Source organism: Streptococcus suis (assembly GCF_019794555.1).
Taxonomy (GTDB): Bacteria; Bacillota; Bacilli; order Lactobacillales; family Streptococcaceae; genus Streptococcus; species Streptococcus suis_AB.
In genome coordinates this window covers 57,670-70,349 of sequence record NZ_JAIMEP010000001.1, presented here as the reverse complement: position 1 = coordinate 70,349, position 12,680 = coordinate 57,670, and the positions used below count along the sequence as shown (strand labels likewise).

Below are 12,680 nucleotides of genomic sequence, written 5' to 3'. Positions count from 1 at the left end.
TACATGAAAAAACAGATAGCCTTAGTGGGTAATCCGAACAGCGGGAAGACCACCCTTTTCAACCTACTGACAGGAACCAACCAACGAGTTGGAAATTGGCCAGGTGTAACGGTTGAAAGAAAATCAGGAAACATAAAAAAACGACCACACTTGGATCTGCAAGATCTTCCCGGAATCTATTCCCTCTCACCCTACACTTCCGAAGAGATGGTTGCTAGAGACTATCTCCTATCTGCTCAACCAGCAGCCATTTTAAATGTTGTAGATGCAACGAATCTGGAACGGAATCTATATCTAACTCTCCAATTACTCGAGATGGGTATCCCAACTGTTATTGCACTGAATATGACCGATACTTTGAAACAACAGGGACGGAGTATTAAATTAGATCAGTTATCTCACCAGCTAGGTTGCCCCATTCAATCGATTAGTGCTTTAAAAAAGATGGGTATCCCTCAACTACTCAGCGAAGTTGAAAGAACGAGCACCCAATCTAGCACACCTTATTTTCCGCAATATGAGAAACAATTTGAGGCAGCTATCGCTCAAGTGATTGAATTGTTACCTCAGACAATCCCTACTAGGCAACAACGCTTTTATGCTATCAAGGCTTTAGAACAAGATCCAGACATTTTACATCAACTCAATTTCGGAGAAACTGAAAAAGCAGATTTATCTGAAATTATCATGATTTTGGAGAAAATCTATTCGGATGATATCGAAGCCATAATTGTCAATCAGCGATACCAATTAATTGAAACTATTTCGAGCTCCGTTCAAGAAGAATTTGGAAACGGCCATAATATTTCTGATATAGTGGACCAAATTGTAACCAACCGCTTTCTCGCACTTCCTATTTTTGCACTCGTTATGTGGCTAACCTACTTTCTTGCTATCCAAACCGTAGGAACTATTGGGACTGACTGGGTCAACGATGTATTGTTTGGCCAATTTGTTCCAGATATTATTCAAAATCTTCTTGATACCTTTGGAATTGCTGGCTGGTTACAATCATTAGTACTTGATGGAATTGTAGCTGGTTGTGGGGCTATACTCGGCTTTGTGCCACAGATTTTTGTACTCTTCTTCTGTCTAGGAATCTTAGAAGATATTGGATACATGAGTCGCATTGCCTTTGTCATGGACCGAATTTTTAGACGGTTTGGCCTATCAGGTAAATCATTTATCCCAATGCTGATTGCTACAGGATGTGGTGTTCCTGGAGTAATGGCTAGTCGAACAATTGAGAATGAACAAGACAGAAAAATCACCATTATGACAGCTACTTTCATGCCTTGTTCAGCCAAACTTCCGATTATTTCACTCGTTGCAGGTGCTTTTTTCCCTGGCAACCCTTGGATTGCACCCAGCGCATATTTCATTGGTATGGGAGCCATTATTCTTTCTGGTTTGGCATTGAAAAAAACAAAGCAACTCGGTGGCTTGGCGAGTCCATTTATCATGGAATTGCCTTCCTACCATCTTCCGCAAATTCAAACTGTTCTTCGTTATTCTTCCGATAAGGCAATAAGCTTTATCAAACGTGCGGGAACCATTATCTTCGTAACCAATATCATCATTTGGTTTGCTAGTTCATACAGCTGGGCTTTGGCACCAGTCGAGACAAATCAAAGTATCCTGGCTTCAATCGGCCATGGTTTTGCCTTTTTCTTCCACCCACTTGGTTTTGGGAACTGGAAAGCTACAATCGCAGCGATTACTGGCCTCTTAGCCAAAGAGACAGTCATTGCTAGTTTTGGTATTCTCTATAAACTGGGAGAAACTTCCGAGAGCAATCGTGAATTGTGGGTATTGCTCCAGCAAGATTATTCCGCTTTATCCGCCTACTCATTCCTCATTTTTAACTTGCTCTGTGCACCATGCTTTGCTGCTATTGGAGCCATACATCGTGAGATGGGAAATGCAAAATGGACCTGGATTGCTGTAGGTTTCCAAACAGGACTAGCCTATGCTGTCAGCCTCATCATTTATCAATTAGGAGCTGTTTTTCTCTACCATCACCAACCAACTATTTGGACCGGTATTGCACTGATTTTACAATCTGCAATGGTGTATAGTATTGTTCGAAAACCTGCTTCCGACCTACCTATCGTCACTCTAAAAAACCTTCAAAAGGAGCAAATGAATGGCTAACTTCATCCTGATATCACTCATTGTTGTATTGTTCGTCCTAGCTATCCGTAGCTTGGTCAAAAGTAAAGGTGCCTGCAATGATTGTTCTTGTGACTGTGCTATCAAACAAGAAATTTCTCATCAACATGATTCATAACATTCTAAAATCTCATAAGCTTTACCTTTAAATAAAAAATTCCATTTTTAACTGTCAGACAGATAAAAAACTGCCTTATTTTCTTTTTGTGAAATAGGCAGTTTTTATTAGTATTCATCTAATGCATATTCTGCTTAGACGATTGTTTTTCCAGCCAACTCTTTGACCTCACCAGTTGGACAAAATCCAACTTTGGACCAAAAATGACTGGCCTGAGGATTGCTTTCTACATAACCTAGACGCACCTTTTTGAAGTGAGTTGCTAACTAAGTTAAGAGCTTTGCTATGATCTTTGAGCCCATACCCTGACCAGCCAATCTTGAATCCACCATAAAAAGTCCGATATAAGCGGTGTCTTCTGTCGGATAACCGTCAATTAGGTCTAGAATGGCAACTAATCGCTCTTTGTCCCAGAATCCTAAAAAATATTTATCTGATAGCTCCTTACCTGGTGGATACTCGACAAGGTCATTTGCTAAACTTTCCAGACTAGGCAAGGGTGGAAAATGTTTAAAATAGAGAGGGTTGGTCTGGTAGAGTGCTAAGACCTGCTCTAAGTCGGCATCTGCTAACTTTCGGACTTGATAATGATTTGAAAAGTGACTAATCTTCATCTTCTTCGCTCCGACCAGGCTGTCCAATCATTTCAAAACTTGCTCGACTAGCAGCTGCCTGAGCCTCCTCTTCATAGGCATTGATAATCTGGGCAACAACTGGATGGCGAACCACATCCTTGGCTGAAAAATGTACGAAATCAATCTGTGGAATTTTGCTTAGTTTCTCTGTCGCATCAATCAAGCCCGACTTAACCTTGCGTGGCAGGTCAATCTGACTAATGTCCCCATTGACAATCATCTTGGAATTAAAGCCCAGACGGGTCAGGAACATCTTCATCTGCATAATGGTGGTATTTTGCGCCTCATCCAAGATGACAAAGGCATCTTCCAAGGTCCGCCCCCGCATATAGGCCAGCGGTGCAATCTCGATAATCTCGCGCTCCATTAGGCGCGTGGTCTGCTCCTTGCCCAAAATCTGGTATAGGGCATCATAGACAGGACGCAAATAGGGGTCTACTTTTTCTTTTAAGTCCCCTGGCAAAAAGCCTAAACTTTCGCCTGCTTCTACCGCAGGACGTGTCAGAACAATCCGCTTGACCTGTCCCCGCTTGAGGGCTGTTACAGCTAGAGTAACCGCCAAGAAGGTCTTCCCCGTACCAGCTGGTCCGATTCCAAACACGATGTCATGACGCTTTACGCTGTCCACGTAGAGTTTTTGTCCAAGGGTCTTTACGCGAATGGGTTTGCCATAGTTGTCCTTGATAATCTCTTCTTCATAGAGGGCAACGAATTTCTCAATCTCATCATTTTTTGCCATGGAAATAGCTGTGACCACATCTGGCGTATTGATAACCAAACCACGACTCACCAAGACAAGGAGAGACTGGATAACAAGACGCGCCTGTTCTACATGTTCTTCCTGTCCAATCACCTGCACTTTTTCCGTACGGGCATGAATAACCACACCTAGTTCCTGTTCCATCAATCTCAGATGGCGTTCATTCGAACCAAATAGGCTAAACGAATCATCTGGATGCTTGAGTTGAATATCAATTGAATGTTCTAGCAAGAGTTGCTCCTTTTCCTGTGCTTTTCTCTATTATAACAAAAATAGCCCAAACAGGGCTATTTTGTACTATTTTATCCATCAATGTCCCAAATAATCTTCCCAAATCGCATCAAAATCAGACATGGAAAAAGCAAAGCTGGCCGATTCCTCCAAAAAACGACTGACTTCATCGAAATTATCTGATTGCTTAGGAAAATCAGATTCATCAAAGGCATAATCTGCTAAGATAGCTACTGGTTCATTACTTTTTGGGTTGCGCTGGGTCATCAACCAAGAATAAAAACTTCTTCTCACTACATCTACTTTCTATGATTTTTTTCGTAGAGCTCTATATAGCGCTCCATAGACATCTTACTAACCAATTCCCCAATCAATTCATAAGGAATATTCTTGGGATTTTTCATACGAACACAGGACTTGCCCATATCCAGCTTGGTAGGCACCTGTGCTTGATAAGCAGCAACGAACCAATCATTCAATTCTTGGTCCATATAGATTCCCATGTGGTAGAGGGCGATATGTGCCTTTTGTGATGCCAAGGCAAGGAATGGCAAGGGCTCTCCCGGTGTGCAATGATAACCATCAGGGTAGGCAGCAAGCGGCACATAATAGTGAATCATACCTCCCAAGATGCCTACTTCAAAACCAGCTGGTAACTGTTCCACAATCACATGATGGAGTCGTTCAACTGCTTCCTTCCGATTTTCAGGCAAGGCAGACATATATTCTTCAATCGTTTCCACTTCAATCAGCATGATTTTCTCCTATCTCAACCCCAGCATACTCTCTTTGGCGTGAACCATGTCTGTTATCATTTGGCAATAGGGTGTAGGGATACCTGCACGTTTGCCCTTAAAAACAACCGCTCCATTCAGATAATCAATTTCTGTCTTTCGACCATGTTGGACCAAATCCTGGTGCATAGATGGATAGTGATTGGAAGCCTTCTTCGAAGCATCAATAACATATTTCCAAATAGTTTCTTCGTCAATTCCATCTGCCTCAGACTTAGCAACAGCAATAAATTCTTTGAAAATCCCTTGAACTAGATTCAGTCCAGCCTCCGTACCAAATAATTCACCAATTGTACAGTCTAAAATGGTACAAGTTGGATTCATCACACCATTGACACAGGCTTTCTTCCAAATGGCACTGACAACATGATTGTCATAGGTCACATTTAGTCCTGCTTCATTCAGCATTTCAATAATATCCGCAATTGATTGCTCATCACCAAGAATATGCTGAACGGAAATAGAACCCGGACCTTCTAAGTGAGCCTGTCCAGGACCCTTTAGTCCCGCCAACCACATGGTCACCCCAACCATAATACTTTCATCTGGTACATACCGACGCATGGTCGTCGCATGGCCCAAACCATTCAAGAGACACAAAACCTTGGTAGTTGGACCGATAATTGGCTTAATATCCCGCAACATCTTTGGCAACTGATCAGCCTTTGTCAGTAGAATGATAAAATCTGCTTCTCTCGTTGCTTCGGTCGGTTTCATGATGGGTAAGTGTACAGTTTCCTCTACATCTCCAGTCACTTTCAAGCCGTTTTCTCGAATTGCCTCGACATGCTCTTCCCAATTATCCAGCAAAATCACTTCATGATTTGTCTTAGACAATTGATAACCAAACCGACACCCCATTGCTCCACTACCAGCAATATATACGAGCATAGATGCCTCCTATACCAACTCTGTTCCCAAAGAATCCTGTTTAATTTTCCCAGCCTTCATCAAACCACCAAGAGCTTTTTTGAATTGCCCTTTGGAAATACCAAAGGTGGCCTTGATGTCTTCCGGAGCAGACTTATCGTTCAAGGTCATGAAACCTCCATTGCTTTCCAGATAAGTCAATATCATCTGAGCATCATTTTCCAGCATCTCAAACGAACGTGGCTTGAGAGACAAGTTCAAGGTCCGATCAACTGCACGGTAGCCGATGACACGCGCCTCCAAAACCTGACCCAAGCGTGGTTCCGCAAAGCGTTCGCTCGGATGGATAAAACCAAGCATGTTGTTGTCTGGCAAATAAACAAAAGTACCATTCATTTTCAAACGGTAGACAATCGCTCGCAGAGTTTGGTTTTGCATATTATCATAAGCAGGTCCAGCCATTTTCTGAAAATCTTCCTGAAAAGCTGGTAGAGCCCAAATGCGGTCCTTCTTATCGACGTCTAATTTGACGTACAACTGATCACCTTTCTTCGGCCAGAGTTCCTTGATTTCAGGCAAAATGTCTAAGGAAACAACCACTTGCTTGTCTGGCAGGCCTGTATCCACAAAGACACCCAAATCCTTACGTACCTCAGTGACAGTTCCCCAACCAAAGCTGGTACGACTCGCTCCAACTTCCTTAGTTGTCAAACGGAGTTTTTGTTTCATATCGGTATAGGCAAATCCCTTAACAGATTGACCTAGACTATGTTCTCCTTCATCCTTAGAAAGAGCAAAGGTTCTCCCCTCTTTTTGGATAAAGTAAAACTGATCATTTTCGTCAGTCACTAAACCAACGATATACTGTGCTAATAAATCATTCATGATTTTCTTCTTTCTGATTAAAAAAGGAGGAGTCTGTCTAACTCCCCCCATTAGATTTCTTATTGGTTCACCACTGGAAGTTAGACAGCCCAGTGATGATCTATTTTTGTAGCCTGAAAACGTGTTGATTAAACTTCCAACAATTCTTTTTCCTTGTCGGCAGTCATTTTATCAATTGTCTTGATAGCTTCATCTGTTACTTTTTGAATATCCTTTTCAAGTGACTTCAATTCGTCTTCCGTGATTTCTTTTGCTTTTTCAGCTTTTTTTGCTTCATCCATAGCATCACGACGGATATTGCGGATAGCAACTTTAGAGTTCTCACCCACTTTTTTCACATCCTTGGCTAAATTCTTACGAGTTTCCTCAGTAAGGGCAGGAATGACCAAACGGATAACAGTACCGTCAGATTGCGGTGTCAAACCAAGATCTGAAGCGTTCAAAGCACGCTCAATATCTTTTAATATTGACTTGTCGAATGGTGTAATCAATAGAACACGCGCTTCTGGCACTGTAATACCAGCCAACTGGTTCAATGGTGTTGGAGAACCGTAGTACTCAACTGAAATACGGTCCAACAAGCTAGCATTTGCACGACCAGCACGAATGTGGCTAAATTCACGCGCCAAACTCTGATGAGATTGGTTCATGCGCTCTTGCGCTTTAGCAATAATTTCTTTAGACATAAAACTTCCTTCTTTTTTTATTTTCCTATTGAATAGATGAAAGCTGAACTCAATTTCAATCTATTATTTTTCTGCAGTATAATTTGAAACAGTTGTCCCAATCGGTTCACCAAAGACAACGCGCTTGATGTTCCCTGGTTCATTCATATTAAAGACAACCAAATCAATGTCATTGTCCATTGAAAGTGTTGAAGCAGTCGCATCCATAATTTTAAGACCACGACTAATCACTTCACGGTGGGTTAATTCATTAAATTTAACAGCATTGGCATCTTTCTTCGGATCAGCGTTATACACGCCATCCACACCATTTTTAGCCATCAAAATTGCATCTGCCTCAATTTCAGCAGCTCGTAGGGCAGCTGTTGTATCGGTTGAGAAGTATGGAGAACCAATACCTGCACCAAAGATAACAATACGACCTTTTTCCAGATGACGGAGCGCACGACCACGAATATAAGGCTCAGCAACAGACTGCATGGCAATGGCGGTTTGTACACGTGTATCTACACCAAGTTGTTTAAGGGAATCCGCCATTACAAGGGCGTTCATAACAGTTCCAAGCATACCAGTATAGTCAGCCTGAACTCGATCCATGCCCGCCTCAGCAGCAGGTTCTCCACGCCATAAGTTTCCGCCACCAATTACAAGGGCAATTTGAATACCTGATTCTGCAACTTCCTGGATTTCCTTTGCCATTTCTTGAACAGTTTTCAAGTCAATGCCGACACCACGTTCACCAGCCAAAGCCTCTCCAGACAATTTGATAAGAATACGTTTGTATTTAGGTTTCATTCTATTACTCCTCTTTTTTATCCCTACTATTCTACCACATTTTTTTCTTTTTTTATAGTATAATCTTTCTGATAAAAATGTAATCATTCAACGCCCTATCAGACCTAATATAATCAAGTTTGAGTTGGGAAGACTTTCATGATGGAATAGCCCACACCCTAGAAAACATAAAGCCCTCACTAAATGAATAATCTTAGTGAGGGCTTGTGGTTGACGAGTTAATGATATTATTCATCTATGGAAAAACTGATCCACTCTACCTAATAGCAATCCAAAATATGTGAACTGCATACCCAAATTAGTACGGAGCTGAAACAGTTCCCAGACTTTCAAAGCCAATCAACCACTATGCAGAGATGTTGACATGAACTCTTAGAAGTGGCACTGGGCTTAAACCAGCTTCGATATCATTGGTACACACTAGTAGGCTTATTGTTGTTTTTTATACCCTTTAAACAACTTGGTAACCATACTAGTAGCAATTAGTAAGACGAGCCCAATAATAGAAATAAATGAATTATTAGCTTGGCCAGTATTTGGAAGAACTTCTCTCTTCTCTGTACTACTAAGTATTGGATTTTTCAATACTTGAGGCTCTACGATTGTTGGCTCTGGATCTGGAGTTGGTTCTGGATCTGGAGTTGGCTCTGGATCTGGGGTTGGCTCTGGATCTGGGGTTGGCTCTGGATCTGGGGTTGGCTCTGGATCTGGGGTTGGCTCTGGATCTGGAGTTGGATCTGGATCTGGAGTCGGTTCTGGATCTGGAGTCGGTTCTGGATCTGGAGTTGGCTCTGGATCTGGAGTTGGTTCTGGATCTGGAGTCGGTTCTGGATCTGGAGTTGGATCTGGATCTGGAGTTGGTTCTGGATCTGGAGTCGGTTCTGGATCTGGAGTTGGATCTGGATCTGGAGTCGGTTCTGGATCTGGAGTTGGTTCTGGATCTGGAGTTGGCTCTGGATCTGGAGTTGGTTCTGGATCTGGAGTTGGATCTGGATCTGGAGTCGGTTCTGGATCTGGAGTTGGTTCTGGATCTGGAGTTGGCTCTGGATCTGGAGTTGGTTCTGGATCTGGAGTCGGTTCTGGATCTGGAGTTGGTTCTGGATCTGGAGTTGGTTCTGGATCTGGAGTTGGCTCTGGATCTGGGGTCGGTTCTGGATCTGGAGTCACTGTGTTCACAAATGTAGGGGCAGCACCATTTTCATATGTAACTTCTGCTACATACCTATCATTTTCAGACATAACCTTGACATTAACCATATAAGATTTTGAATCATAAATTATATGTGCGTCTGTTCCAGCTACTTCTCGGATTATATAGTTAAAATTACCAGTTTTTTTATACTCGATAACTGGGAATAAAATCTTTCCTTCTGCATCATTGACAGCCGTTGCAACAACTTCATTTGTTTCAGTATCTACCAATTCAAAGGTAAAATCACCACCTTGTAATGATTGACCTTCAAAGGTTTTTTGTGCCTCTAAAATAACAGATGCTGGTATTGGTTCTGGTTTCACTGCATTGACAAATGTAGGAGCTAAACCGTCCGCAGTTTCATAGGTAACAGAACCTAAGTGACGACCATTTTCAACAATTACGTTAACTTTAACATTGTAGCTATTTTTATCATAAAGAATATTTCCATCTTTACCAGCTACTTCACGGATAAAGTAGTTATAGTCACCAGGATTTGAGAATTTCATAACAGGGAAAGAAATCTTTCCTTCTGCATCATTGACAGCTGTTGAGATAACTTCATCTGTTTCGGAATTGACCAATTCAAAGGTGAAGTCACCACCGTTCAAAATTTGTCCCTCAAAAGTCTTTTGCGCTTCTAATATAATATACTCAGAACGAGATCCGCTAGCATACCCTGAAGCATCTCCAAGGACCACTTCACGATCGACAACAGATTGAATAGTTCCACCATTTACATTTGCATGTACGGTATTTGTCGGATTTCCAGGAGCGGTCAATTTTGTCGTATACTGAATCAAGGCGATACGATCAATTTGGTCAAAGTGCACGGTAAAGCCCGTTCCATCAGGGTTAGTGGTAACAGCATCCCCAATCACTGGAGGTGTCGCTTCTGCTACATCCGTTAAAAGTCGCTCAGGATTCCAAGCATCATAGTAAATTATTCTATCTACACTCACAAATATATGGTTAGGTCCTAAGACATCAACTATATCGACATTGGTTAAGGACTCTCTATTCGGGTTGAAGCGGATTTCCCAGTGTACAAGTGATGGGTCATTTTTGTCTTGGCTTCCCCACTTTGCAATTTTTTCTCCGGGGTAGATTCCTTGTGCTGGTGGTGTGATAACTGATGGAATAGGAAATGAATCAGTCGGAGCTATCTCTGTATTATTTGTAGCCCGTCGTGAGACCTGAGCATTAAACTCAAAACCAAATTTCTTATTCTCATTTAATCCTTCAAAATAATCATTGAATGTAAAGATAATTTTATTGGAATTTGGGTCCTTTTGGGCCGTACCTGCAGGATTTCCTTGGGCATCATAGATAGTAAAGGTATCGGTCTTTAATATCACAAATGCATCTGGTACTTCGACTATTAATGTATCACCTTTTTTGACCTCAACAGTATCATCTAAACTAATATCTACGTTAAACTTATACTCCGTATCATACTTTAGTTGTGTACCCGCCAATATTTCATTTCCCGTAGCATCCTTTAGACGCACCTGACTTGAAAAGTCTCCACTTGGAATCTCAGCAGCATTTACAGACTGACTGGTGAAGAGGCCTAGGTTGACAACGAGAACTGCTAATCCGGCCAGTATTTTTTGAAGTATTTTTTTCATCAATACAATCTCCCTAAATATCTCCTTTTATTTTGTATATAATACTTTCTGAATCCTTGGCATACTTGAAAAATGCTGTAATCAGCTTTGTAAGCTACAAAAATTCATTAAGATAAAGCATAACATATATGCTATGCTTTTGCAATTTTATGAACCGGAAAAATCTAAGTTTAACAGGAAGGTGAACATTCCCTAGACTGGGAATGAACCAAACTAGTTATCCTTTCAGCAAAGTCATAAAGTTCCTTCCTTCCATTCTCCCATCTCTATAGCATATTTAATTTTAGTCTTATGATTCCAGCTCTAGCACCAATCAACTTATCTAACTGACGCGTCTTTAATGTCAATAGACCGAAAACAATAATACCAGCACCACCAGCAATCACTAAATGGATAAAGCTAGAAACATATCCATTTGCTGGAAGAACGATATCTAGTAGGAACTCGATAACCCAGACAACCAAGCCCATCACCGCGGAAATCCAACTAATCGTCACAATATCCTTCACTACTAATTGTTCATCAATATCTAGTATCTTATCAATTCGTTTATAAAAGAGATACAGCATAATACCTAAACCAAAAATTGTTGAAATAAAGCTGCCATAAACTTTGAAAAGATACATCATTGGTACTTGTAAAACAATTTTCACTAGCATACCAATCAAGAAATAATAAATTCCATGTCTGTTTTCAAAAATTGATTGAATAACAACGCTAATGACTGAATACAAGCCCAAAGGAAGAATCATAAAAAGATTCCAAATAAACAAGGTAATTGCGATTTCTTCTGATGGACCATAGAATACCGTATACAAAGGACGAGCTAATAGAACAGTACCAACAATAGCTGGGATAGTAAAAATGAAAAGAAGTTGTAAGTTATCAGCAACTAAATACGAAGCGGCTTTCAAATCCTTTTGAACAAATTTTTCAGTTATCAAAGGAATGGCCACGCTTCCTAAACTCTGAGAAATACCAATAATCATCATAGTAATTTTGTTCGGATTTGCGGCCAAATAAGAATACAGTTCCAATAATTCTGAATTGGAATAGGTTGTAATCCGCTCCATCACATTAATAAAGGTAACCTGATCAATAAATTGCAACAATTGAATGGTTAAACCTAAAATAATAATCGGAATAGCATCCTTTACAGTTTCTCTGATTAACTGACCAGTATGGATAGATATTTTCTGCTTTTTCGCATGAATCAATCTTCCTAAGTAGCCTTGTTTCCATAAAGCATAGACTAATACTGCAACACTGGCAATCATACCAACAAAGGCAGCAAAAGTAGATTGGACAACCGCATCAAGGTAATTCCCATTGCCTAATTTCATGATAATAAAGGTCGCTGCTAAAATCCAAATAACACGGACCAACTGTTCTGCGAGCTGACTAATCGCATAGGGCTTCATATCATGACGACCTTGGAAAAAACCACGAAGAATGCTCATAGCCGGGAAAATAAATAAGGGCGGTACGAGACTATACATGACCGGAATCAATTTTTCCCTTGAGCCAGATGCTTCTGCTAACCACGGTGAACTGATATACATGATTCCAGCAAATACCGCCCCAAAGATCAGCATAATTTTGAAGAACTCTCTTACCAGATAGAGAGAAACATCTTCCTTACCAAGAACATTGTATTTTGCAACTTGCTTAGCAATCGCTACAGGTAAACCTACTGTTGAAATCAATAAAAAATTTGCATAAATTTGATAACCCATACTAAAAAGAGCATTTGCTTCTGCTCGGTATTCTCCTAGCCAAATATACCAAGGGATTACATAAGCTACACCCAGTAAGCGACTTAGAATATTTCCAGCAGTCAACCAAGCCAAGCCTCTGGCCATTGTCGCCTGTTCTTTAGACTGCTGTATTTCAACTTTTTCAGACATAATC

12 protein-coding genes are annotated in these 12,680 nt (G+C 40.9%); 2 read left to right on the top strand and 10 right to left on the bottom strand.

Translation table 11 applies throughout. The features are described 5' to 3' along the window. Positions 1 to 3 precede the first annotated feature (3 nt). Positions 4 to 2,154, top strand: coding sequence for a ferrous iron transport protein B (gene feoB, locus K6V48_RS00365; RefSeq protein WP_222367155.1), 2,151 nt, complete (start codon positions 4 to 6; stop codon positions 2,152 to 2,154). Beyond that, entirely contained in the window at positions 2,147 to 2,290 is a 144-nt protein-coding gene (locus K6V48_RS00360; protein ID WP_222367154.1) for a FeoB-associated Cys-rich membrane protein, read from the top strand. Before feoB ends, K6V48_RS00360 begins: the two co-directional genes overlap by 8 nt. Before the next feature lie 266 nt (positions 2,291 to 2,556). Here the strand turns inward: K6V48_RS00360 and K6V48_RS00355 are convergent, their stop codons facing one another. From K6V48_RS00355 to K6V48_RS00310, 10 genes are all read right to left on the bottom strand, one after another. Next, entirely contained in the window at positions 2,557 to 2,904 is a 348-nt protein-coding gene (locus tag K6V48_RS00355; RefSeq protein WP_222367151.1) for a GNAT family N-acetyltransferase, read from the bottom strand. Next, a complete protein-coding gene (locus K6V48_RS00350; RefSeq protein WP_222367148.1) occupies positions 2,894 to 3,916 on the bottom strand; it encodes a PhoH family protein in 1,023 nt (340 codons plus the stop codon). The genes K6V48_RS00355 and K6V48_RS00350 overlap by 11 nt, the downstream gene beginning before the upstream one ends. 78 nt (positions 3,917 to 3,994) lie before the next feature. Beyond that, complete coding sequence (locus tag K6V48_RS00345) at positions 3,995 to 4,210, bottom strand: YozE family protein (protein ID WP_009910192.1); 216 nt, start codon at positions 4,208 to 4,210, stop codon at positions 3,995 to 3,997. A 5-nt stretch (positions 4,211 to 4,215) separates the two neighbouring features. Beyond that, a complete protein-coding gene (locus tag K6V48_RS00340) occupies positions 4,216 to 4,671 on the bottom strand; it encodes a DUF1801 domain-containing protein (RefSeq protein ID WP_172071562.1) in 456 nt (151 codons plus the stop codon). A 9-nt stretch (positions 4,672 to 4,680) separates the two neighbouring features. Beyond that, on the bottom strand, positions 4,681 to 5,601 hold the full coding sequence (locus K6V48_RS00335; protein WP_222367145.1) for a 2-dehydropantoate 2-reductase: 921 nt from the start codon (positions 5,599 to 5,601) through the stop codon (positions 4,681 to 4,683). A 9-nt stretch (positions 5,602 to 5,610) separates the two neighbouring features. After that, on the bottom strand, positions 5,611 to 6,465 hold the full coding sequence (gene cvfB / locus K6V48_RS00330; protein ID WP_222367143.1) for an RNA-binding virulence regulatory protein CvfB: 855 nt from the start codon (positions 6,463 to 6,465) through the stop codon (positions 5,611 to 5,613). Between the two features lie 128 nt (positions 6,466 to 6,593). Next, positions 6,594 to 7,151, bottom strand: a complete 558-nt coding sequence (gene frr, locus K6V48_RS00325; RefSeq protein WP_172038947.1) for a ribosome recycling factor — start codon at positions 7,149 to 7,151, stop codon at positions 6,594 to 6,596. A gap of 63 nt (positions 7,152 to 7,214) precedes the next feature. Continuing rightward, positions 7,215 to 7,946, bottom strand: coding sequence for a UMP kinase (gene pyrH, locus K6V48_RS00320; RefSeq protein ID WP_172017104.1), 732 nt, complete (start codon positions 7,944 to 7,946; stop codon positions 7,215 to 7,217). Positions 7,947 to 8,375: 429 nt separating this feature from the next. Continuing rightward, positions 8,376 to 10,769, bottom strand: a complete 2,394-nt coding sequence (locus K6V48_RS00315; RefSeq protein ID WP_222367140.1) for a Spy0128 family protein — start codon at positions 10,767 to 10,769, stop codon at positions 8,376 to 8,378. Positions 10,770 to 11,035: 266 nt separating this feature from the next. Beyond that, positions 11,036 to 12,676, bottom strand: a complete 1,641-nt coding sequence (locus tag K6V48_RS00310; RefSeq protein WP_222367287.1) for a putative polysaccharide biosynthesis protein — start codon at positions 12,674 to 12,676, stop codon at positions 11,036 to 11,038. Positions 12,677 to 12,680: the final 4 nt, after the last annotated feature.